This is a genomic window from Actinomadura scrupuli (assembly GCF_050971785.1).
Classification (GTDB): Bacteria; Actinomycetota; Actinomycetes; order Streptosporangiales; family Streptosporangiaceae; genus Actinomadura_E; species Actinomadura_E scrupuli.
On sequence record NZ_JBPCCU010000011.1, the window covers coordinates 130,714 to 153,094 of the forward strand.

Sequence of the window (22,381 nt, forward strand, 5' to 3'; positions counted from 1 at the left end):
GAGGAGAGCCGTGACCGAAGGCCGAAGTGCGCAGCCCCGCGCCACGCCCGGCCGTCCGGGCGGCCCCGCCGAGGGGCGGGGCCGCAGGCTCGGCCGGCCCCCTCGCATCGACCGGGGGGCGATCGCCCGGGCGGCCGGGGAGATACCGTTCGAGGACCTCACGATGCGGTCCGTGGCGGAACGGCTCGGGGTCAGCGTGCCCGGTCTCTACCACTACGTCAGCGGGCGGGACGACCTGCTCCGCCTCGCCGCGGAGCAGTCGGCGCTGCGCATGACGCTGCCGATCGACCACGGCCAGCACTGGGCGGTGTGGTTCTACGAGTGGGCCGACTACACCCGCAGGGCGTTCGCGGGCGACCCGGAACTCCTCAAGCAGTACATCGACGGGGCTTTCGGCGCCGAGGTCCTGGCCGACCACGTCGAGGCGGCGATCGCCCTGTGCGTCCGGCAGGGGTTCACCGAGCAGGCCGCGCTGGAGGCCTACGACCTGGTCTCGGAGTGCGCACTGGGAGCCGCGATCGCCGAGATCCGGGAGCGGAAGGCCCACCAGGACGACCGGCCCCTGGACGTCGAGCTGCGGCGGCTGCTGGCCCGGCGCGGCGACGAGCTCCCCCATCTGGGCAGGCTGCTCGGCGGCTCCGGCTCGCTGACCTCGCCGCCGTTCGCCGACCGGATCTGCACGGTGCTCGCCGGCATCGCCGTACGGCGGGGTGACTCCTGGGAGCACCTCGCCGGGCTCCTGCGCGCGGTCAGCGGTGAGCGACCCGCCGCCGAGGGCGGTGAGTGAGCGTGCCGAGCCGTCCCGCGTACGGACCCGGGACGCCCGCGGAGCTGTTCGCCGCCGTCCTCGACACCGAGCCCGGCCTCCCGGCCCTGGTGGAGGACGGGCAGGTGCAGACCTTCGGCGACTGGTGGCACGCCTCCGCGCTGGCCGCGAGCGGTCTGGCCGACCTGGGGGTCGGCAGCGGCGACGTCGTCGCGCTGCTGCTGCCCTCCGGCACCGGCTTCGCCACCTGCTGCCTGGGCGCGCTCCGGCTCGGCGCGGTGGTGTCGGGGGTCAACCCCCGGCTGGGTCCCACCGAGATCGGGCACATCATCGCCCGCGCGCGGCCCGCCGTGATCGTCACCGACACGCCCGGGCAGGTGCCGCCGGGCACGGACGTGCCGGTCCGCACGCCGGGGCGGCTCATCGGCGAGCCGGGCGCGACCCCGTCCGTCGACGGGTTCGCCGCCCCGCCGCCCGGTGCGCCGGCCGTCATCGTCTGGACGACCGGCACCACCGGCCTGCCCAAGGGCGCGTGGTTCGACCACGAGTCGCTGGCCTTCATGGCGCAGAACCTCGGCCCGCTCAGCGCACCGTACGACCGCAAGCTGATGCCGGTGCCGTTCGCGCACGCGGGCTACCTGACCAGGGTCTACGACCAGCTGATCCACCGGTCGGCGCTCGTCCTCACCCCCGCCGTCTGGTCCGCGGAGAGCATGCTGGAGGTGCTGGTCCGCGAGCGCGTGACGGTCGGCCAGGGCGTGCCGACCCAGTGGGAGAAGCTCATCGCGCTCGACGGGCTCGCCGACGCCGACCTGTCGTGCCTGCGGCTGGTCGCCACCGGGGCGAGCCGGGTGCCGGCCTCCCTCGTGACCGCGATGCGCGAGCGGCTCGGCTGCCCCGTCGTGGTCCGCTATGCCAGCACCGAGCTGCCGCTGGCCTTCGGCACCGGCATCGCCGACCCGGCCGAGACGGTCGCGACGACGGTGGGCCGCCCGCTGGGCGACGTCCAGGCCGAGATCCGCTCCGCGGCGGGCGACCGGCTGGAGGCCGGCGAGACCGGGCGCCTCTTCCTGCGCTCGCGGGGCGTGATGCGCGGCTACTGGCGGGACCCGGAGCGTACGGCCCAGACCCTGCGGCCGGACGGCTGGCTGGTGACCAGCGACCTCGGCTCGCTCGACGCCGCGGGCAACCTCACCATCGTGGGCCGGGCCGACGACGCCTACATCCGGGGCGGCTACAACGTCCACCCGTCGGAGGTGGAGGCCGCGCTGCTGGCCCATCCGCGGGTGAGCCGGGCCACCGTGGTGGGCACGCCCGCACCGGTGATCGGCGAGATCGGGGTCGCCTTCGTCGTACCTGCCGACGCACCGGCCGACGTACTTACCGACGCGTCGGCCGACGTACGGGCCGGGGTGCCGGCGGCGCCCGGCACGGATCCCGTGGGCGGCGCCGCCGTCACGGCCGAGGACCTGCGGGCCTGGTGCCGGGAGCGGATCGCCGACTACAAGGTGCCCGACCTCGTGGTGTTCCTGGACGACCTGCCGGTCAACGCCACCTACAAGGTCGACGTGGCGCGGCTGCGCGCGATCGCCGCGGAGACCGCCGCCCGTGGCCCGCGAGCGGACCGGCCCCGCTCGCAGCCGCCCGGACCGCGGCTCAGAGCCGGTACTCCTCCAGCAGCCGGCGCCCAATGATCATCTTTTGGATGTCGGCGGTGCCCTCACCGATCAGCAGCATCGGGGCCTCCCGGTAGAGCCGCTCGATCTCATACTCCTTGGAGTAGCCGTACCCGCCGTGGATACGGAAGGAGTCCTCGACGACCTCCTTGCAGTACTCGCTGGCGAGGTACTTGGCCATCCCGGCCTCGAGGTCGTTGCGCTCCCCGGAGTCCTTGCGCCGGGCGGCCATCACCACCATCTGGTGTGCAGCCTCGACCTTCGTGGCCATGTCGGCCAGCCGGAACTGCACGGCCTGGTGCTCGGCGATGGGCTTGCCGAAGGTCTCACGCTGCTGGGCGTACGCGATGGCCAGCTCGAACGCCCGCCGCGCCACCCCGCTGCCACGGGCGGCGACGTTGACCCGGCCGACCTCGATGCCGTCCATCATCTGGTAGAAGCCCTTGCCGGGCTCGCCGCCGAGGACCCGGTCGGCCGGCAGCCGGTAGGAGTCGAAGAGCAGCTCGGTGGTGTCGACGCCCTTGTACCCCATCTTGTCGATCTTGCCGGGCACGGTGAGGCCGGGGGCGACCTCGCCGAAGCCGGGCTCCTTCTCGACCAGGAACGTCGTCATGTTGCGGTAGACCGAGTCGGCGCCCTCGTCGGTACGGCAGAGCACCGCGACCAGGTTCGCCGAGCCGCCGTTGGTCAGCCACATCTTCTGACCGTCGATGACGTAGGAGTCCCCGTCGCGCCGGGCGCGGGTCCGGATGGCGGCGACGTCCGAGCCGCAGCCCGGTTCGGACATGGAGAAGGCACCGCGCAGCTCGCCGGTGGCCAGCCGGGGCAACAGGCGTGCCCGCTGCTCGTCCGTGCCGTGCCGGCGCACCAGGTACGCCACGATGAAGTGGGTGTTGATGATGCCCGAGACGCTCATCCAGCCCCGGGACAGCTCCTCCACGACCAGGGCGTACGTCAGCAGCGACTCGCCGAGCCCACCGTGCTCTTCGGGGATCATCAGCCCGAAGACGCCCAGCTTCCTGAGCCCTTCGACGATCTCCTGCGGATAGGTGTCGGTGTGCTCCAGTTCCGTGGCGACGGGCAGGATCTCCCGGTCGACGAAATCGCGAACGGCACTGAGGATCTCCCGCTGCGTCTCGGTCAGGCCCTCGGTCCGTGCCAGGCGACTCATCTGATCCTCCCTCGTACGGTCTGGACCGCTAACGGGCACCGCGGAGCAGCCGGCCAGGCCGGGCCCCGGTGTCCTTTCCGTCGCGTCGGGTGACGGCGCCACTCACGATCGTAGCCACGTAGCCGTCGGCGTCCTGCAGCAGGCGGCTGCCGCCCGCGGGCAGGTCGTGCGCCATCCGCGGCACCCGCAGGCGCAGGGCGTCGAAGTCGATGACGTTGAGATCGGCCTTCTTGCCCGTCGCGACGACGCCCCGGTCGGTCAGGCCGTACAGGTTCGCGGTGTCCATGGTCTGCTTCCGGACCACGTACTCCAGCGGCAGCGTGGCGCCCCGGCTGCGGTCCCGCGCCCAGTGTGTCAGCAGGTAGGTGGGCATCGACGCGTCGCACACCATCGCGACGTGCGCGCCGCCGTCGGCCAGCCCGATGACCGCGGCGGGGTGCCGGAGCATCTCGTACAGCGCGTCGTGGTCGTGGTCGCTGAAGCCGAAGATGGGCACCATCAGCATCCGGCGCCCGTCGTTCTCCAGCATCAGGTCGTAGAGCTTGTGCATCGGGTCGGCGCCCTCGGCCGCGGCCAGCGCGGCCACCGACCGGTCCGGCGTCGGCTCGTAGTCGGGCGGGTCGTCGAGGGGGTAGGTCCGGTCGAGCAGGAACTGCTGGCCGACCGCGATGTCGTCGTCGAGCACACCGGGCCGGGCCGGCCGGTCCTGCTCGGCGAGGATCGCGGCCCGTACGCCCGGGTCGGCGAGCTCGGCGAGCAGTTCCTCGCGGCTCAGCCGGGCGGCCAGCGCCTCGTAGGTCGGCCGCATCGTGAAGGCGTGCCGGCCGGTGAATCCGACGATCATGCCGAACGGCCGGGCCGCCACCTGCGGATAGATCGGAGCACCGTCCTCGTGGGCGCGCAGCGACTCGGCGAGCATCTCCTGCCACAGGGTGGGCGCCGCGTCGACCTGCAGCAGCGAGAACGAGACCGGCATGCCGGTCTCGGCGGCGAGCCGCCGCATCCAGGCGATCTCCTTGTGCGGAGCGAGGATGTCCTCTCCGGCGGTGCCCATGGGGGAGAGCTCGAACACCGCCCGCCCGGCCGAGGCGGCGGCCCTGCCGAGGGCGAACAGCTCCTCTTCGGTGGCGTAGGTGCCCGGGACGGGTTCGCCGTCGATCGCCCGGTGCACGATGGTGCGCGAGGTGGAGAACCCGAGCGCTCCGGCCTGGACCCCCTCCTTGACGATCCGCGCCATGGCCTCGATGTCCTCGGGAGTGGCCGGCTCGTTGCGGGCCCCGCGGTCGCCCATCACGTACGCCCGGACCGGGCCGTGCGCGATCTGGACGCCGAAGTCGACGGCCAGGCCGCGGCCGTCCACTGCGTCGAGGTACTGCGGGAAGGACTCCCAGCTCCAGTCGATCCCCTCGGCGAGCGCCGAGCCCGGGATGTCCTCGACGCCCTCCATCAGGCCGATCAGCCAGTCCTCCCGGCCGGGCCGTACGGGGGCGAAACCGACCCCGCAGTTGCCGGCCACGACGGTGGTCACGCCGTGCGAGGCCGACGGGTCGAGCGCGGTGTCCCAGGTGACCTGGCCGTCGTAGTGCGAGTGGATGTCCACGAAGCCCGGGGTGACCAGCAGCCCCGTGGCATCGATCGTCTCCGCCGCCTCGACGCCGTCGGCGCTCCCGGAACCCGCGGAGCCGGGGTTCTCGGTGCCAGGGCCCTCCTGCCGGCGGACCGCCGCGATGACGCCGTCCCTGATCCCGATGTCCGCCCGGTACGGGGCCGCGCCCGTCCCGTCCACCACGGTGCCGCCGACGATCTTCAGGTCGTACATCCATGCCTCGCAGGAGCCGTCCGGCCTGCCCGGGGTTCCTTCGCGCCGGAGCGCGTCGCACCGGATCACCATCCCGGTCGGCGCCGTACCGACGGCGGGTCCCGAACAACCCTCCTCGACCGCGGTCATAGATGTCACCGCAGCCCTTGACCAAGAGAATACTTTATACAAACCATGCGTGCCAGTGGCCGGCTCCTCCGCTTCGGCTCCGAGCCTGAGCGACACGGGCCTGAGCGACACAAGCCTGAGCAGCATGGGCCTGAGCGCCACGGGCCTGGGCAGCATGGGTCTGGGCGACATGGACCCGGGCGGCATGGGCTTGGAGGGCAGGGGCCACGGCGAAGTCGGGACGGACGCCTCGTACCCGGTTTCGGCGCAGGAGTGGTCCGGCGGAGGAGAGCTCTGCGCGTTGCTTTGCCCTGACCATCCCCACGCGGCCTGCCGACCAGAGGCCGCGTAGCGGTGGTCACGGCAAGCAACCTGCCCAGCCAGAAACCCCAAAGCCGCGCATCCGTGTTCACGGCAACCAGCCCGCCCAGCCGCTCCGCCCCTAAGCCGCGTAGCGGTGGTCACGGCAAAAGGTCTGCCCGCCACAGACCCCGTGGCCGCGTATCAGTGGTCACGGCAAATGGCCTGGCCGCCATAGACCCCCTGGCCGCGTAGCAGTGGTCACGGCAAAGGCCTGCCCGCCCCAGACCCCCTGGCCGCGTAGCAGTGGTCACGGCAAAGCGTTTGATGAACGTGCATGCCCGCCCCGCCCCGCCCCGCCGTGCCCCGCTCCGTCCCGGCAGGAGAACAGATGCATGTCACCGTTGCCGAGGCCTGGCCCCTGGCGCCCCTCAGATAGCTGCGGCGAAGACTCCGAGCCGTGTGGGCTGAATCGGAGCCGTACGGGATGAAAGCGGGCGGTCGGCCGCTTGACATTGACGCCGGTGTCAAGGCGTACGGTCGCTGACGGCTGCAGATCAGGGAGGGCGGATGCGGATCGGGGAGCTGGCCGAGCGCGCCGGGGTGAGCACGCGCACGTTGCGCTACTACGAACAGCAGGGGTTGCTGCCGGCGCGGCGTGCGGCCAACGGCTACCGGCAGTACGAGGAGTCCGATCTCCCGCTGGTCGCGCAGATCCGTTCGCTGCTTGCGGCGGGCTTCACGCTGGAGGACGCCCGGCCGTTCGTGGACTGCCTGCGGGCGGGCAACGAGGCGGGAGACTCCTGCCCGGAGTCGGTCGCCGTCTACCAGCGCAGGCTCGCCGAGATCGACACCGAGATCCGCACCCTGATCAGGCGAAGAGCCGAAGTGGCCGATCAGCTGGCGCGGGCCTGTCCCGGCTGCGTCCTGTCCCTGGAGAGAAGAAATGATCACGCTGACCACCGAGAACTTCGACGAGCAGGTACTCCGCGGCGACAAGCCGGTACTGGTCGACTTCTGGGCGGAGTGGTGCCCGCCGTGCAAGATGATCGCACCGGTGCTTGAGCAGATCGAGCAGGAGTACGGCGACCGCCTCACGATCGCCACGATCAACGGCGACGAGCACCCGGAGATCGTACGGCGGTACGGCGTGATGGGCTTCCCGACCCTCAACCTCTTCCGGAACGGCGAGGTCGTTCAGCAGATCAGGGGAGCCAAGCCCAAGCGCCTGCTCCTGGCCGACCTGGACGGCCACTTCTGAGGTCAGGGCCGCTTCACCCGGTCGGCGAACGCGCGGAAGGCGTCGCGGCGGAAGAGCAGCACGGGGCCGTACGGGTTCTTCGAGTCCCGTACGGCGACGCCGCCCGGGAGGCCCGCGACCTCCACACAAGCACCGCCGTTGTTGGTGCTGCGAGTCGCCTTGCGCCACAGCGCGCCGCTCAGGTCCATCTCTCGTCCACCGTTCTGCGGATCAGGTCGTGGGAGTGCCGTACGGAGAGGGCGTTGGCCCGGAGGGAGGCCAGCGATTGGGAGAGCCTGGTGACATCGGCCCGGCCGCCCATGGTCATGCCGCGCAGGGCCGTCTCCACATACGCTACCTCGCTGCGGTCCTCCATCGTCGCGAGGATGAACGAGCCCGACAGCCCGTCGTGCACCTCGGACGGGACGATCTGGACCGTCAGCCGCCGCGACGCCAGGGCGATGAGATGCTCCAGTTGCTCCCGCATCGTCTTGGCATCGCCCACCCGCCGGTGCAGCACGCTCTCGTCGAGCAGGATGTTGAGGACCGGAGGCGTCCGGTCCTCCCTGGTCAGGATGGCCTGCCGGGCCATCCTCGCCTCCACGGCCTCGCCGTCGAGCAGCGCGGCGGCGTACTCCCTGGTCTGGGCCAGCCCGTCCACCACGGAGAGATGGAATGACTCCAGGTGCACAGCCTCGCGCTCGACCGCCGGCCAGTCGAACCAGATCGGGTAGGCCACGTGCTGCACGAGGTCACCCCACAGCCGGCAGAGCGCGCCCTGCGCCCCGAGCTCCTCGTCCAGCCTCGCCCCGAACTCCTCGGTGCACCGGGTCTTGCCGGTCTCAACCAGCCCGATGTACGAGCCGCTGACAGGGAACCGTTCGCCGAGCCGATCCTGGCTGAGACCGATCTTGTCCCGGTAATGGCGCACCTGATTGCCGAACGCCAGGAGCGTCGGGCTGGCGGGCTCGGCCGTCCGATAGGGCTTGCGTGCCATGTCGCATCCTTCGCAAGCAGTTCCCAAGCCCCGGCACGCACGAACAAGTGCCCGCCGAACGGCTCGGATGCGTTTCCACGAACGTAGTGGACTTGTCGCTGAGCGTAGTTTTCGCGCTCTTGAATGGAGGCCGGACCAGAAAGAAAAGCGGTGAGAGGTGATTCCAGTGACGGATCAGGAGCGCCGGAACGGCGTACGGCTCGGGATGGCACGCCTGCCTCTTCTGGGCACTTCCCCGAAGGCCGCTCGTGATCTTGTGGAGACGGTCGGCCGCAGCTGGGGTCTTTCCAGCGAGACCGTCTACGCGGCCCGGCTGGCGGTCTCTGAACTGGTGACCAACGCCCTGGTCCATGCCGCGGGAATGCCGGGCAGCACGGTCACCGTCATCGTCGCCCGTTCTGACGGCATGCTCGCCGTGGAAGTGCACGATGCCTCGCGCGAGGAACCCCGGCTCAGGTACCCCCCGGAGACGGCCGAGTCCGGTCGGGGACTGATTCTGGTGTCAGAGGTCACCGATGCCTGCGGGCATTACCTCACGCCGTTCGGAAAGGCGGTGTGGTTCACGCTCAAGAGCGACTGGCCGCTGGACATGACGAGGTGAAAGGACTGTTCCTCAGCCCGGTTCCCCGGTGTCGCGGGCCAGAATCGTGGCCAGGCGCATGGCGTGCTCGTCGGACCGGCCGAAGCAGGTCTCCAGCAGCCAGGCCCGCTTCAGGTACAGATGGGCCAGGACCTCCCAGGTGAAGCCCATCCCGCCGTGCACCTGCACGCAGGTACGGCCGCCCGCGGTCGCCGCGTCGTCGGCCAGGATCTTCGCCGCCGAGACCGCCTCCTCCGGGTCCCCGGCCCGTGGGTCGTCGATCGTCAGCGCCGCCACCAGCACCGCAGCCCGTGCGAGATCGACGCGTACCAGCGACTCGGCCAGCAGGTGCTTGACCGCCTGGAACGACCCGATCGGCCGGTCGAACTGCGTGCGCTCCTTCGCGTACCGGACGGCCAGGTCGAGACCACCCTGGGCCACTCCCACCTGGAGGGCCGCGGTGAGCGCGGCACCGCACAGCCGCCAGCGGACGGCGTCGCCGGCCGAGCCGACGCGCTCCGCTCCGGCGTACGCCTCCGGCGCGGCCATGACCTGGGACACCGGGGTCAGCGGGTCGAGCGGGATCGCGGTCGGGGTGGCGGCGAGCCCGTCCGCGGGCAGCAGGAACAGGCCGTCGTCGGCGACCACCACGACCTGGGTCGCCGACGGCAGGTGCTCGACGATCGCGATCGGCTCCCCGGCGTCCAGCATGGTGACGACGGCACCGCCGTCCTCGGCATCGGGGACCAGCCCGGCGGCCAGGAAGGTGGCCACCAGCGGGCCCGGCACCAGGGCCCGGCCCAGCTCCTCGAAGACGATGGCGGCGTCGGCCAGGCCGAGGCCCATCCCGCCGCCGGACTCGGGCACCGTCAGGCCGAAGACCCCCATCTCGGCGAGGCCCCGCCAGGCCTTGCGGTCGAGGGCGGGATCGTCGGCGGCCGACCGCAGCCGGTCGGGCGTCCAGACGTCGGTGAGGTAACCGCGCAGACCGGACCGCAGGTCGCGCTGGTCAGCGTTCAGCGTGAGGTCCACCTGGGCTCCTTGGGCAGGCCGAGGGCGCGTTCGGCGAGGATGTTCTTCTGGATCTGCGAGGTGCCCGCGGCGATCGTGAACGACAGCGTGTTGACCCGGTCCTCCACGACCCGCCCGTTGCCCAGACCGCCCGCACCGCCCGGACCGGGCAGATCGCTCATCGACAGCGACGCACGGCCGAGCACGTGCGACGCCAGGTCGGCGATGCGCTGGCGGCTCTCGGTGAAGCGCAGCTTGAACACCGACGCGCCCTGCACCGGGATCACACCGGCCGACGCCTCCGACACGTTCTTGCGGATGAGCGACCACAGGCCGCTGACCTCGGCGCTGAGCCGGCCCACGTCCCGGCGCAGCGCTGCGTCGTGGTCCCAGAGCGTTCCGCCGCCCGGCAGTTCGACGGAGCGGGCGAGGACGGCGGTCTCCGCGAGGAGGTTGCGCGACTCGATGACATCGCCGATGAAGGCGGTGCCCCGCTCGAACGAGAACGTCACCATGGCCACCCGCCAGCCGTCGTTCTCGGCTCCCACCCGGGCCGACACCGGCACCCGTACGTCGTCGAGGACCAGCTCGCTGAACTCGCTGCTGCCGACGGCGGTGCGCAGCGGCCGGACGTGTACCCCGGGCGTGCCCATCGGCAGGATCAGCCAGGTGATCCCCTTGTGCTTGGGAGCGTCCGGGTCGGTGCGGACGAGCAGCTCACAGTAGTCGGCGACCTCGGCGTGCGAGGTCCACACCTTGCGGCCGTTGACCACGTACTCGTCGCCGTCGCGTACCGCGGTCGTGCGGAGGGCGGCCAGGTCGGAGCCGGCGTCCGGCTCGGAGAAGCCCTGGCACCACACCTCCTCGCCGCGCAGGATCCGGGGCAGGTGGCGGGCGCGCTGCTCGCCGGTGCCCTCGACGACGAGCGTCGGCCCGGCGTGCAGCAGCCCGACGAAGTTGGCCCCGACGTACGGCGCGCGGGCCCGGGCCGTCTCCTCCAGGAAGATGAGCTGCTCGGTCGGTGAGGCCCCGAGCCCGCCGTGCTCGGCGGGCCAGTCCACACCGGCGTATCCGGCGTCGTACAGCAGGCGCTGCCAGGCCGTGTCGTAACGCCGCCGAGCGGGCCAGTCGTCGCGGTCCGGCTTGGCCGGCAGGGTGGGCAGGACGCCGGCCAGCCAGGACCGCAGCCGGTCCCGGAAGGCGAGCTCTTGGTCGGTAAGGCGCAGGTCCACAGTGGCTCCTGGGCGTCGAGCGGCACGCGAGCGCACCGTCAATGTGCCGTGACTCTACAGATGAGCAGGTCGGTGACGCGGTCCGTCCTCACCAGCCGCGGAACGCCGGCTTGCGCCGCTCGACGAAGGCGCGGAGGCCCTCCTGGCCGTCGGCGCTCGTCATGTTGACCTCCGCGGCCAGGGCCTCCTCGGCCAGCGACGTGGCCCGGTCGCCGTCCAGCGCCCGGTTGACCAGCCGCTTGCCCAGGCCGAGCGCGACGGTGGGCCCGGCGGCCAGCCGCGCCGCCCAGTCCACCGCGGTGGCGCGCAGTTCCCCGGCGGGCACGACCCGGTTCACCAGTCCCATCCGGTACGCCTCGGCCGCGGGCAGGTCGTCGCCGAAGAAGATCAGCTCCTTGGCCCGCTGCGGCCCGATCAGGCGGGTGAGCAGGTACGCCCCGCCGCCGTCGACGACCAGGCCGCGCCGGACGAAGACCTCGATGAACTTCGCCGAGTCCGCCGCCAGCACCAGGTCGCAGGCGTACGCGAGATGGCAGCCGATGCCCGCCGCGGTGCCGTTGACCGCGGCGATGACCGGCTTCTCGCAGTCCAGCACGGCGGCGACGAGCCGCTGCGCGCCGCCGGCGATGGCGCGGGCCACCGTGCCCGCCGGGCGCTCGGGCGCGCCCTCCGGCAGGGGCACCGCCGGGGCCGGGGAGCCGCCCAGGTCGGCCCCGGTGCAGAAGTGCCGCTCCCCCGCGCCCGTCAGCACGATCGCCCGCACGCGCTGGTCGCCACCGGCCTCGGTGAGCCGGGCGATGATACGTTCCCGCTGGCCGCCGGTGAGGGAGTTGCCGGCCTGCGGCCGATTCAGCGTCAGCCACCCGACGCCTTCCGGGGTGACCTCCCACAGGAGGTCGTCAGTGGGAGCCTGCTCGGGCACGTGCCGCACCGCCTTCCGTCCGGTCACCGCCGCCGGGCAACGGGCAGACGGCCGCAGCGGTGTAAATTGTATAAAACATTATCATCGGTGAACCTGGCCCGGACGGCGAGAGGCGAGTACGCGGTGAACGAGAAGGTCTACATCCACGAGTTCATCACCATCACCAAGCAGAACCGGGCGCGGTACATGCACCACATGACCGCCAACTGGAGCCCGATCGCCCAGGAACAGCGCCACCAGCTCTGCTACGGCGTCTGGGGCGTGGTCGGCTCCACCGGGCACTGGCCGCAGGTGGTGAACCTCTGGGAGGAGGACGGCTTCGACGGCCTGGCCTCGTCGTTCCGGCTCGAGTTCGGCAACACCACTCTGCAGGATCCGGCCCTGGCGAAGTGGTGGGCCGCCGCCGCCGACCTGCGCTCCGGGGGGTTCGACCGGCTGCTGGTGCCGCACCCCGACACCCTGACCATCGAGGAGCTGTGCAAGGAGGAGGCGGGCGGCGAGGTCTACGCCCATGAGTTGATCACGGTCGGCTCCGGGTCCGCCCGGCGGTTCCTCGACACGGTGCAGGAGGGGGCCGCGGCCGTCCGCGAACGCACCGGCTGGCGGCTCGCCGGGGCCTGGTGGACGGCGATGCGCAGCGACCAGGAGTGCGTGCTGCTGTGGAGCATCCCGAGCTGGGAGTCCTGGGCCGCGGTCGAGCAGGATCTCTCGCGCGGCGGCCGGGGCGACGTGCTGTCGCGCGGCTCCGACCTCGTCCGCGACCGCGAGCGGATCCTGCTGGTCGACTCGCCATTGTCACCGTTGCGCACCGGCCGTCAGCCCTCCCGTGACGACCGCACCGACTGGGAGGACTGATCCCGGGCCGGTGCGCACCCGTCAGGCCGTGCCGACGACGGAGACGAAACTGACCATCTCGCCGGGGTAGCCGCCCAGGTTGTGGGTGAGCGCCAGCGAGCGCGACCCGTACGTCGAGATGCGGCGCTCCGGGGGCGCCTCGCCGCGCAGCTGCAGCCAGGCCTCGAACATCATCCGCAGCCCGGACGCGCCCACCGGGTGGCCGAAGGACTTCAACCCGCCGTCGGGGTTGACCGGCAGGTCTCCGTCCAGGTCGAACCCGCCCGCCAGCACCTGCTTCCAGGCGGTCCCCCGGTCGGCCAGGCCCAGGTCCTCCATCAGCACCAGCTCGGTCGGGGTGAAGCAGTCGTGCACCTCGGCCATGGCCAGCTCGTCGCGCGGCGAGGCGATGCCCGCCTGGGCGTACGCGTCGGCGGCGGAGGCGGCGACCTCGGGGAAGGTGGTGTAGTCGTAGCCCGGGTCGGTCACCCCGGAGCCGTCCCCGGCGATGAGCGAGAGCGCCTTGATCAGCAGCGGCCGGTCGGTGTGGCGGTGGGCGTCCTCGGCCCGTACGACGATCGCCGCCGCGGCCCCGTCGGCGACCCCCGCGCAGTCGAACACCGACAGCCCGCCGGCCACGGCGGGCATGGCGCACAGCCTCTCGACCGACATCTCCTTGCGGAACTGCGCGCGGGGGTTGCGGGCGCCGTTGGCGTGGTTCTTGGCGGCGATCCTGGCCAGGACGGTGCGCATCTCCTCGTCGCCCACCCCGTACCGCCGGGCGTAGGCGGGGGCGACCATGGAGAACATCGCCGCCGCCGTCAGCGTCCGCTGTGTCCCGTCGTTGGGGATCGGGAACGCGTTGAGCCCCTGGTAGCCGGAGTCCTTCACCTTCTCCACGCCGACCGCCATCGCCATGTCGTACGCCCCGCTCGCGACGGCGTAGGCGGCCTGGCGCAGCGCCTCCGATCCGGTGGCGCAGTAGTTCTCCACCCGGGTGACCGGCTTGCCTCGCAGGCGGAGCGGGCGGGAGAGCGTCAGCCCGCTCATCCCCGACTGCGCCGTGCCGAGCCAGAACGCGTCGACCTGCTCCTTGGTCACCCCGGCCGAGCCGAACGCCTCGGAGGTCGCCGCGAGCAGCAGCTCGTCGACGCCCTTGTCCCAGTGCTCGGTGAACCGGGTGCAGCCCATGCCGATGATGGCGACCCGGTCCTTGATCCCATGCGAGCCCACGTCAGCCCTCCCCTCCCACGTCCGCCGCGTCCCGTACGGCCGGGCCCGTGTCGCGGACCGGCCGGCCCTTCCAGAAGTAGTTGTGGACGCCGTCTGCGGTGAACAGCCGCCGGAAGGTCATCTCGACCCGGCCGCCGATCTCGACCTCCCGCTCGTCCACGTCGGTCAGCTCGACCGGCAGCCGCCCGCCGCCGTCGAAGTCGACCACCGCGAACACCACCGGCGGGCTGGGCGAGTACGCCAGCCGGTCCACGGTGAAGGTCACGATCGTCCCGACCGCGTCGGCCATCGGGCGGCGGGCGTCGTCGAGCGGCGAGGGGGGCAGCCGCACCGTGCCGTCCTCCCCCACCGAGCCGACGAAGCCGAACTTCCACTCGCTGTTGCGCCCCGCCGCCGACGCCGACGGGCGGGCCGGCTCGGGCCGCCGGGGCGGTTCCACCGGCAGCATGCCGCGCCAGGCCAGGTAGGTGCCGTAGCTCACCGGCGCACCGGCCGCCACCTGGGCGGCGATGGGCCGCGCCACCGGGTGACCGGCCAGCGCCGCGGTCGTGCGGAACACCGCGACGTCCGCGCCGTCCGACAGCGTGGCCAGCACGATCACCCGGCCCGGCTCGGCGTGCCCGGACGCGGCGGTCTCCAGTGCGGCGGCCAGCAGCAGGGCGGGCTGGGCCGCGCCGGGGTTGCCGACCCGCGCGTCCAGCCGGTCGGCCACTCGCTCGGCAGGCACGCCGGACGCCGCCGCGAACGCCTTGGCCGCCCGGCCGTGCGGGCCCGCCACGATCAGCGTCGACACCTCGCCCGCTTCGGCGCCCGCCGATTCCAGGGCGAGCTTGAGCGCCTCGGCGCCCAGCGCGGTGTAGCGGGTCTCGCCGAACCGCTCGTCCCACAGCCGGGACGCCGGGGCACCGGGGGCGCGCCACCGGTCCAGGAACTCCTCAGTGAGCGACGCCCAGCCGGCCGGCTCCGCGAGCACCGGGCCGTCCGCGTCCGAGCCGACCAGCAGGGCGGCCGCACCGTCTCCGCCCGCCGCCTCGTCCGGCCCGCCCGGCAGGCCGGTGCGCAGGTCGGCGGCCACCACCAGCGCCGCACCGGCACCGTCGAGCCCGGCCCGCAGCGCGCCCATCGCCGAGCGCACCGAGCCGACGGCGTCGTAGGCCGCCACCGTGCGGTCCAGCCGGAGCGCGGCGTGCACGGCGGTCGCGTTGGTCTTGTCCAGGTAGGCGGGCTCGGTGGTGGCGAACCAGAGCGCCCGCGGCCCGGTGCCCGCGCCGCGCAGCGCCTCGCGGGCCGCCGCCACGCCCATCGTCGTGGTGTCCTCGTCGTAGCAGGCCACCGTCCGGGTCCCCCGGCCGCCACCGGCGCCGGCCACCGCCGGGATCGTCGTACGGTCCAGCCGCCGGTAGGGCAGATATCCGCCCCATCCCAGGATTCCGCGCATGGGAGCAGTCTAAGTGTAGATTTCATAAAACATCTAATCTGCAATTACACTCACGGCCATGGGACCAGACGCCTCCGCGCAGCCCGCCTCCGCGCAGCCCGCCTCCGAGCAGCACGCCTCCCCCCGGCCGGCGGGCGGCCTCCCCCTCGACGGGGTGCGCATCCTGGCGCTCGAGCAGATGCAGGCCCTCCCCTTCGCCACCCAGCTGCTCGCCCGGCTCGGGGCCGACGTGGTGAAGGTGGAGTCCCCGAAGGGCGGCGACTCGGGGCGCGGTTCACTGCCGGCCATGACCGACCCGCAGGGCCGCCGGGTGGGCGCCACGTTCCTCCGCAACAACCTGGGCAAACGCAGCATCTGCGTCAACCTCAAGGACCCGCGCGGGCGCGACCTGGTGCTCCGCCTCGCCCGCGGCTTCGACGTGATCGCGGAGAACTCCAAGGCGGGCGCGATGGCCCGGCTCGGCCTCGGCCACGACGACTTCGCCGCGGCGCATCCGGCCGGGATCTACGTCTCGGTGTCGGGATTCGGCAACACCGCGCCGACCCCGTACCGCGACTGGCCCGCCTTCGCCCCCATCGTCGAGGCGATGTCGGGCATCTACGAGATGAAGCGGACCGGTGACTCCCCGCCGGCCGTCGCACCGGTCGGCGCGCTGGGCGACATCGGCGCCGCGCTGTTCGCCACCATCGGCATCCTCGCCGCGCTGCGGCACCGCGAGGCCACCGGCACCGGGCAGTACGTCGACGTCGCGATGTTCGACGCGATGATCGCCATGACCGACATCGTGACCAACTTCTGGTCGATGGGGCTGCGCGGCGGCGACCTCGGGCCGCTCATCATGCACGGCTTCCGCGCCAAGGACGGCTGGTTCGTCCTGCAGGTGGGCCGCGAGCCGCACTTCGTCAAGCTGGTGGAGCTGATCGGCCATCCGGAGTGGGCCGCCGACCCGAGGTTCGCCACCCGGCAGGGCTGGGTCGACCACCTCGAAGGCGTGCTCCGCCCGGCGGTGGAGGGCTGGGCCGCCGGGCTGACCAAGCTCCAGGCCTGCCAGGCGCTCGGGGCCGCGGGCATCGCCGCCGGGCCGTGCCTCACCGACGCGGAGGTGGTGGCGGATCCGCACGTCGCCGCCCGCAACATGCTCGTCCAGGTGCCGCGCACCGACGGCGTCGAGCAGCCGATCCTGGTGCCGGGCAACCCGGTCAAGATGAGCGCCGTCGCCGCGGGCACCGAGACCAGGCCACCCTGGCTCGGCGAGCACACCGACGCGGTGCTGTCCGCCGAGCTCGGCCTGGCGCCCGCCGAGCTCGAGGCGCTGCGCGCCGACGGCGTGATCGCCTGACCGCCGGCCGGTAGGGCCCGCCGGCCGGTACGGCCCGCGACGGGCGCGCCGGCCTCCGGACCGTGCCGCCGGCCGGTCAGCCGCCGTGGCCGGTACGGGCCCGCTCGGCCATCCGGGCGATGTCGGCCCGGTCCAGCAGCACGAAGTCACCGGCCGCCTCCACCGTGACCCGGTCGCGCTGGATCAGCCGCCCGACCGTCCGTACCCGCCTGCCCTCCCGGGCCTCCACCCGGCCCTCGAACAGGCACGGCTCGTACAGGGCCGTCGGACGGCGATAGGTGATCTCCAGCTTCGCCGTCGGTCCCGGCAGGCCGGCGATGAAGTTCGCCGCCGCGAACACGATGTCGAAGGACGCGGCCAGCACCGCCCCGTGCACGCAGTCCGGCGGCCCCTCGTACGGCCTGGTGAACGCCCCGCGGAGGAGCGCCACAGGCGGTTCGAAGGTCAGGTCCAGCGGCAGCGCGAGCGGGTTGTGCCGCCCGATGACGAAGTCGAACGGCATCCGGGCCGCCAGGTCGGTCTCGCCGTCGCCGGGGTCGGTCATCAGGGTCTTGGGGAACAGCGGGTCGGGCACATGCCGCTCCAGCGCGTCCGCGATGACGTCCAGTGCCCGCGCGGCGGCCATCGTCGCCACCGCCGGCGCGGTCGTGGTGACGCACAGCCCGATCAGGCGGCGTACGGCGTCGGTGAGCGCCCCGGCCTCCAGCGCACGGCCGGCCAGGGCCGGGTGCTCCGCCGCCGGTGCGCCGGGTGGAGGGCCTGCGGGGTCGCCTGCCGGGGTGTCTGCGGACGTGTCTGTCATTGGGACCTCTGTCGGGTAGATGTGGGCCGGATGCCGATCGCCGGTCACCGCCCGTACCGGAGCGCTCGACCACCGCGCGGCCCGCGCGTAAGGCTCATCGGGCCGACCGGTTACGATGCACACGGCCGTCCATGGGGAGAGCACGCAGTCGATGACCGAGCGCAGTCTGCGAGAGCAGCGCCGAGAGCACCGCCGGGCGCTCAGCAGGGACCAGGTCCTCGACGCGGCCGAGCAGGTCTTCGCCCGCGAGGGCTTTCACGAGGCGTCCCTGCGGGAGATCGCCGAGCTCGCGGAGTTCTCCGTCGGCACGGTCTACGCCCTCTTCTCCGGCAAGGACGACATCTACCGGGAGATCTTCCTGCGGCGGGCGGCGGAGTTCCTGCCGGGCATGCGCGAGGTGCTGTCCGCCGACCGGCCGCCACGCCGGCAGCTCATCGAGCTCGCGGACTGGCAGGTCGGCTTCTTCCGCCGTTTCCCGCAGTTCGGCCGGCTCGTGCTGCGCGGCGGCTCGATCGCACCGCCGCTGTCCGAGCCGCCCGACGACAGCCAGATCCTGGAGAACTTCCGGACCGCCCAGCGGATGCAGGCGGATCTGTTCCGGCGCGGCCAGCAGGCGGGCGAGCTGCGGTCCGGCGATCCGGTCCTGCTGGCCCGGATGCTGTCCGGCCTGGTCAGCGCGTTCCAGGCCGCGGAGCTCGCCACCGGCGAGGACGCCGCGACCACCATGGCCGGCGGGGACGCCACCGGCGCGGGCACCGGGCGGCTGCCGCTGGAGCAGCTGCACGAGGTGCTGGAGGCGGCGTTCGTGCTGCCGCGCGAGTGATCTCACGTCACAGCCTGCCGCCGGTACGGAACTCCGGCGGCACCCACGACGGCTCGCGTTTCTCGGCGAACGCGCGGGTGCCCTCGACCATCTCGTCACCGAACAGCAGGGCGTCGAAGGTCATCCGGTCGACCCGGTCGTAGTTGTCATTGATGATCCGCTTGATGTGCAGCCTCGCCTGCGGCGCGGTGCGGCAGATCTGGATCGCGATCTCCTCCGCCTGGGCGAGGACCTCCTCGTCCGGGACGACCCGGGTGAACATCCCCCAGCGCTCGGCCTCCTCCGCCGTCACCACCCGTCCGGTGAGCAGCATGTCCCGGGCCCTGGCGATCCCGATCTGCGCGGGCAGGTAGGCGGCGTAGCCGGTGTCGGCGATGCCGCGCAGCAGCTCGGGGGCCCGGACCGTGACGCTCCGCCCGGCGACGGCGACGTCCGAGAGCATCGCGATGAGCAGCCCGCCGCCCTGCGCGAGACCGTTGACCGCCGAGACCACCGGCTTCGGGGAACGTCTGATCGCCTCGAACGGCGTGCAGTCGTTGCCGAGCAGATCGGGGAAGTCCAGCCAGCGGTCGGGTTCCCGGCCGCGCAGCTCACCGCCGGGCACGAACACGTCCCCGGTGCCGGTGATGATCAGGGCGCCCAGGCCGGGGTCGCGGTTGACCAGGTCGACGGCCCGCCGCACCCCGAAGTACATCGCGCTGGTCAGCGCGTTGCGCGAGTCGGGCCGGTCGATGACGCACCAGGCCAGCGGGCCGCGCCGTTCGAAGCGCAGGTAGGGCGTGCCTAGGTCGTCGCCCTCGAGCCCGACCGTCTCGGCGCCCATCAGCGGCGCTCGAAGGTCACGCCGGCGGCCTCACGGTCCCAGGTCGCGGGCGTGACGCCCGCCTCCTTCAGGAGGTTCTTGGTGGTACGGCCGGTCTGGCTGAGCGGCAGCTCGGCACGGAACTCGAAGTAGCGCGGCACCGCGTAGTAGGGCAGCTGCTCGATCGCCCAGCGGCACAGCCCCTCCTCGGTGAGCGCCGCGCCCTCCCGCAGGATGACCGTCGCCTTGACGTCGTCCTCGCTGACCTCACTCGCCACCGCGTGCACGCACACGTCCTTCACGTCGGGGTGCTCGTGGAACACCTTCTCCAGCTCCCAGCTCGAGATGTTCTCGCCCCGGCGCCGCATGTAGTCGGCCTTCCGGTCGACGAAGAAGAGGTATCCGTCCTCGTCGATGCGCCCGATGTCGCCGGTGTGGAACCACAGGTTGCGCCAGGCCGCCACCGTCGCCTCGGGCCGCTGCCAGTAACCCTCGAACATGGCGTACGGCATCCGCGGGCGGCAGACGATCTCGCCGTCCTCGCCGGGCGCCACCTCCCGGTCGTCGTCGTCGAAGATCTTGACGCTGAAGGTCTCGGAGTTCACGATGCCCGCCGAACCCGGACGGCCCGGGCGGCCCGGCGGCAGCCACGAGATGAGCGACGCCTCGGTGGTGCCGTAGGCGTTGCTGAACGTGCCGATGCCGAAGCGCCTGCGGAAGAGCTCGTCGACCTCCGGCGGGATCGGCGCGCCCGTCAGCAGCCGCAGGGTGGTGTTGGCCTCCGGCGTGCCGGACCCCTTGCCCTGCGGGTGGTCGTCGGACCGGGCCACCATCACGGCGAGCGAGCCGAGCAGCGACGCGATCGTCGCGCCGGTGCGGTTGATCTCCGGCCAGAAGCCGGAGACCGAGAAGCGGCGGGACAGCGCGGCCCTGCCGCCGCTGATCAGCGTGCCGGTGAGCATGCAGGAGATGGCGTTGAAGTGGAAGAGCGGCAGCGGGCTCCACACCACGTCCTCGGGGGTCCGCCCCCAGGAGGAGATGATCTGGCGGGCGATCGTCAGATGGTAGTTGTGGCTGAGCGCGCACCCCTTGGACGCACCGGTGGTGCCTCCGGTGTAGACGATCGTGCCCAGGTCCGCGGGCCGCACCAGCACGCCCGGCCGGGCGTCGTCGGCGCCCTCCAGGTCCGACCAGGCGTGCACCTTCGCCGTGATCCCGCTGCTCGCGGCCTGCGCGGGGTCGCCCACGACCACCAGGTGCCGTACGGACTCGATGGAGTCCAGGATCTCCACCGGGCGTTCGGCCAGGTCCTCCTGCGCGATGACGACGGCGGTGTCGGCGTCGGTCAGCTGGTGCCGCAGCAGCGGGCCCTTCAGTGCGGTGTTGACCGGCACCGAGATGGCCCCGAGCTTGTGGATCGCGAACCACGACAGCACCGCGGCGGGGCCGTTCTCCAGGATCGTGGCGACGGTCGAACCGTGCCGTACCCCCAGCTCGGCCAGGGCGCCCGCCACCCGGTTGGACTCGCGGTCGATCTCGGCCGCGGTGAAGGGCGTGCCGCAGCAGTCCAGGAAGGGACCATCCGGGTCCCGCGAGAGACGGCGGTCCAGCAGATCGAGCAGGGTCTGCTGCTCGGCGTCCACCCAGTCGGGCATCCGTGCTCTCCTTCGGTCCGGCTCGGACCGGGCGGGCAAGTGCGCCCCACGCCCTGGTCCAGGACGTGCATATATTATCCAATCCAGTTCTGATCTGCGACACACCCCTGACGCGGGGCCCTCCACACGGGCCGAAGGAGCTCTTGCGCCACCATCTGAACTGGTGTTCACTAAATTGACATCACGGTTCGATCTGCTGCCGAGGCACGGCCTGGCGTCGTGCGGACCACCCCCCGAGGAGCCCCATGAACGCTGAAGAACTCATCATGATCAGCGTCGACGACCACGTCGTGGAACCTCCGGACATGTTCGAGAACCACATTCCGGAGAAGTACCGCGACCAGGCCCCTAAGATCATCCGGCGGAAGGACGGGTCGGACGTCTGGACCTTCAACGGCTCGATCATCCCCAACATCGGGCTGAACGCCGTCGCCGGCCGCCCCAAGGAGGAGTACGGCATCGAGCCGACCGCCTTCGACGAGATCCGGCCCGGGACCCACGACATCCACGAGCGCATCAAGGACATGAACGCGGGCGGCATCCTCGCGTCGATGAACTTCCCGTCCTTCCCGGGCTTCAGCGGACGGCTCTTCGCCGCGGCCGAGGACAAGGACCTGGCGCTGGCGGTGCTGCGCGCCTACAACGACTGGCACATCGACGACTGGGCCGGCACCTACCCCGGCCGGATCATCCCGATGGCCCTGCCGGTGCTGTGGGACGCGGAGCTGTGCGCCGCGGAGGTGCGCCGGGTGGCCGCGAAGGGCTGCCACTCGATCACCTTCACCGAGAACCCGGCGACCCTGGGCTACCCGAGCTTCCACGACGAGCACTGGGACCCGCTGTGGAAGGCGGTCTGCGACGAGAACGTCGTCGTCTCCATCCACCTCGGCTCCTCCGGCCAGCTCTCGGTCACGGCACCGAACGCGCCGATCGACGTCATGATCACCCTGCAGCCGATGAACATCTGCCAGGCCGCGGCCGACCTGGTCTGGTCCCGGGTGATCAAGAAGTTCCCGGACATCAAGTTCGCGCTGTCCGAGGGCGGCACCGGCTGGATCCCGTACTTCCTCGACCGGATCGACCGCACCTACGACATGCACCACCTGTGGACCGGCCAGGACTTCGGCGGCAAGCTGCCCAGCGACGTCTTCCGCGAGCACTTCCTGACCTGCTTCATCTCCGACCCCGTCGGCGTGCAGCTCCGCAACCTCATCGGCATCGACAACATCGCGTGGGAGTGCGACTACCCGCACTCGGACTCGTCCTGGCCGAACGCGCCGGAGGAGCTCGCGGCGGTCGCGGCGGGCGTGCCCGACGACGAGATCAACAAGATCACGTATGAGAACGCGATGCGGTGGTACTCCTTCGACCCGTTCGTGCACCGCACCAGGGAGCAGTCCACCGTGGGCGCGCTGCGCGCCGAGGCCGGGGACCACGACGTGAGCATCAAGTCCTACGACAAGGGGCGTTTCGAGAAGTCGGTCGGCATCGAGATGGGCAAGCTCGCCGAATCGGCCACCGCCTGACCCGCCCCGGCGCCCCCGAGCCGGGGCCGTCTCCCGTAACTTCCGTGATCATGCAATCCATCGTCGATTGATTGCATGATCACGGAAGGGGTCAGCAGATCGGGGGC

General features: G+C 72.0%; 21 protein-coding genes. 9 read left to right on the plus strand and 12 right to left on the minus strand.

Annotation, left to right across the window (positions count from 1 at the left end):
- The first annotated feature begins 10 nt into the window (after window positions 1-10).
- Both ACRYCC_RS36665 and ACRYCC_RS36670 read left to right on the plus strand, forming a co-directional pair.
- Window positions 11-787 (plus strand): TetR family transcriptional regulator, encoded by a 777-nt coding sequence (locus tag ACRYCC_RS36665; RefSeq protein ID WP_433818652.1) that lies wholly within the window; start codon window positions 11-13, stop codon window positions 785-787.
- A 2-nt stretch (window positions 788-789) separates the two neighbouring features.
- Window positions 790-2,460, plus strand: a complete 1,671-nt coding sequence (locus ACRYCC_RS36670; RefSeq protein ID WP_433818653.1) for a class I adenylate-forming enzyme family protein — start codon at window positions 790-792, stop codon at window positions 2,458-2,460.
- Here the strand turns inward: ACRYCC_RS36670 and ACRYCC_RS36675 are convergent.
- Both ACRYCC_RS36675 and ACRYCC_RS36680 read right to left on the minus strand, forming a co-directional pair.
- Complete coding sequence (locus tag ACRYCC_RS36675) at window positions 2,423-3,613, minus strand: acyl-CoA dehydrogenase family protein (RefSeq protein WP_433818654.1); 1,191 nt, start codon at window positions 3,611-3,613, stop codon at window positions 2,423-2,425. The two genes, ACRYCC_RS36670 and ACRYCC_RS36675, sit on opposite strands and share 38 nt — an antisense overlap.
- A 28-nt stretch (window positions 3,614-3,641) precedes the next feature.
- On the minus strand, window positions 3,642-5,561 hold the full coding sequence (locus ACRYCC_RS36680) for an N-acyl-D-amino-acid deacylase family protein (protein WP_433818655.1): 1,920 nt from the start codon (window positions 5,559-5,561) through the stop codon (window positions 3,642-3,644).
- An 849-nt stretch (window positions 5,562-6,410) separates the two neighbouring features.
- On the opposite strand from ACRYCC_RS36680, the gene ACRYCC_RS36685 reads away from it, so the two are divergent.
- Both ACRYCC_RS36685 and trxA read left to right on the plus strand, forming a co-directional pair.
- Window positions 6,411-6,905, plus strand: coding sequence for a MerR family transcriptional regulator (locus tag ACRYCC_RS36685; protein WP_433818656.1), 495 nt, complete (start codon window positions 6,411-6,413; stop codon window positions 6,903-6,905).
- Window positions 6,787-7,101, plus strand: coding sequence for a thioredoxin (trxA, locus tag ACRYCC_RS36690; protein WP_433818657.1), 315 nt, complete (start codon window positions 6,787-6,789; stop codon window positions 7,099-7,101). The genes ACRYCC_RS36685 and trxA overlap by 119 nt, the downstream gene beginning before the upstream one ends.
- Before the next feature lie 2 nt (window positions 7,102-7,103).
- Here trxA and ACRYCC_RS36695 read toward each other — a convergent pair whose 3' ends face one another.
- On the minus strand, window positions 7,104-7,289 hold the full coding sequence (locus ACRYCC_RS36695) for a DUF397 domain-containing protein (protein ID WP_433818658.1): 186 nt from the start codon (window positions 7,287-7,289) through the stop codon (window positions 7,104-7,106).
- On the minus strand, window positions 7,280-8,077 hold the full coding sequence (locus tag ACRYCC_RS36700) for a helix-turn-helix domain-containing protein (protein WP_433818659.1): 798 nt from the start codon (window positions 8,075-8,077) through the stop codon (window positions 7,280-7,282). The genes ACRYCC_RS36695 and ACRYCC_RS36700 overlap by 10 nt, the downstream gene beginning before the upstream one ends.
- A 166-nt stretch (window positions 8,078-8,243) precedes the next feature.
- Between ACRYCC_RS36700 and ACRYCC_RS36705 the strand changes: the two genes are divergently transcribed.
- Entirely contained in the window at window positions 8,244-8,678 is a 435-nt protein-coding gene (locus ACRYCC_RS36705) for an ATP-binding protein (RefSeq protein ID WP_433818660.1), read from the plus strand.
- A 12-nt stretch (window positions 8,679-8,690) separates the two neighbouring features.
- Here ACRYCC_RS36705 and ACRYCC_RS36710 read toward each other — a convergent pair whose 3' ends face one another.
- The 3 genes from ACRYCC_RS36710 to ACRYCC_RS36720 all read right to left on the minus strand — a co-directional run bounded on the left by ACRYCC_RS36710 (window position 8,691) and on the right by ACRYCC_RS36720 (window position 11,849).
- Window positions 8,691-9,689, minus strand: a complete 999-nt coding sequence (locus ACRYCC_RS36710; RefSeq protein ID WP_433818661.1) for an acyl-CoA dehydrogenase family protein — start codon at window positions 9,687-9,689, stop codon at window positions 8,691-8,693.
- Window positions 9,674-10,900 (minus strand): acyl-CoA dehydrogenase family protein, encoded by a 1,227-nt coding sequence (locus ACRYCC_RS36715; RefSeq protein ID WP_433818662.1) that lies wholly within the window; start codon window positions 10,898-10,900, stop codon window positions 9,674-9,676. The genes ACRYCC_RS36710 and ACRYCC_RS36715 overlap by 16 nt, the downstream gene beginning before the upstream one ends.
- 88 nt (window positions 10,901-10,988) lie before the next feature.
- Window positions 10,989-11,849 (minus strand): enoyl-CoA hydratase/isomerase family protein, encoded by an 861-nt coding sequence (locus tag ACRYCC_RS36720; protein ID WP_433818663.1) that lies wholly within the window; start codon window positions 11,847-11,849, stop codon window positions 10,989-10,991.
- Between the two features lie 60 nt (window positions 11,850-11,909).
- Between ACRYCC_RS36720 and ACRYCC_RS36725 the strand changes: the two genes are divergently transcribed.
- Window positions 11,910-12,677 carry a hypothetical protein gene (locus ACRYCC_RS36725; RefSeq protein ID WP_433818664.1) on the plus strand — a complete coding sequence of 256 codons (768 nt, stop codon included), beginning with the start codon at window positions 11,910-11,912 and terminating at the stop codon, window positions 12,675-12,677.
- Between the two features lie 21 nt (window positions 12,678-12,698).
- Here the strand turns inward: ACRYCC_RS36725 and ACRYCC_RS36730 are convergent, their stop codons facing one another.
- Window positions 12,699-13,889 (minus strand): acetyl-CoA acetyltransferase, encoded by a 1,191-nt coding sequence (locus tag ACRYCC_RS36730; RefSeq protein WP_433818665.1) that lies wholly within the window; start codon window positions 13,887-13,889, stop codon window positions 12,699-12,701.
- Between the two features lies 1 nt (window position 13,890).
- Window positions 13,891-15,327, minus strand: coding sequence for an OB-fold domain-containing protein (locus tag ACRYCC_RS36735; RefSeq protein ID WP_433818666.1), 1,437 nt, complete (start codon window positions 15,325-15,327; stop codon window positions 13,891-13,893).
- Window positions 15,328-15,385: 58 nt separating this feature from the next.
- On the opposite strand from ACRYCC_RS36735, the gene ACRYCC_RS36740 reads away from it, so the two are divergent.
- Entirely contained in the window at window positions 15,386-16,666 is a 1,281-nt protein-coding gene (locus ACRYCC_RS36740) for a CaiB/BaiF CoA transferase family protein (RefSeq protein ID WP_433818667.1), read from the plus strand.
- Window positions 16,667-16,742: 76 nt separating this feature from the next.
- Here the strand turns inward: ACRYCC_RS36740 and ACRYCC_RS36745 are convergent, their stop codons facing one another.
- The gene (locus tag ACRYCC_RS36745) at window positions 16,743-17,468 is read right to left on the minus strand and encodes a hotdog domain-containing protein (RefSeq protein WP_433818668.1); all 726 of its coding nucleotides are present in this window, start codon (window positions 17,466-17,468) and stop codon (window positions 16,743-16,745) included.
- 151 nt (window positions 17,469-17,619) lie between these two features.
- Here ACRYCC_RS36745 and ACRYCC_RS36750 point away from each other — a divergent pair, with 151 nt between their 5' ends.
- Window positions 17,620-18,291, plus strand: coding sequence for a TetR/AcrR family transcriptional regulator (locus ACRYCC_RS36750; RefSeq protein WP_433818669.1), 672 nt, complete (start codon window positions 17,620-17,622; stop codon window positions 18,289-18,291).
- 7 nt (window positions 18,292-18,298) lie between these two features.
- Here the strand turns inward: ACRYCC_RS36750 and ACRYCC_RS36755 are convergent, their stop codons facing one another.
- Window positions 18,299-19,114, minus strand: a complete 816-nt coding sequence (locus ACRYCC_RS36755) for an enoyl-CoA hydratase/isomerase family protein (protein ID WP_433818670.1) — start codon at window positions 19,112-19,114, stop codon at window positions 18,299-18,301.
- On the minus strand, window positions 19,114-20,748 hold the full coding sequence (locus ACRYCC_RS36760; RefSeq protein ID WP_433818671.1) for an AMP-binding protein: 1,635 nt from the start codon (window positions 20,746-20,748) through the stop codon (window positions 19,114-19,116). The genes ACRYCC_RS36755 and ACRYCC_RS36760 overlap by 1 nt, the downstream gene beginning before the upstream one ends.
- A 245-nt stretch (window positions 20,749-20,993) precedes the next feature.
- Between ACRYCC_RS36760 and ACRYCC_RS36765 the strand changes: the two genes are divergently transcribed.
- Window positions 20,994-22,274, plus strand: coding sequence for an amidohydrolase family protein (locus tag ACRYCC_RS36765; RefSeq protein ID WP_433818672.1), 1,281 nt, complete (start codon window positions 20,994-20,996; stop codon window positions 22,272-22,274).
- Window positions 22,275-22,381: the final 107 nt, after the last annotated feature.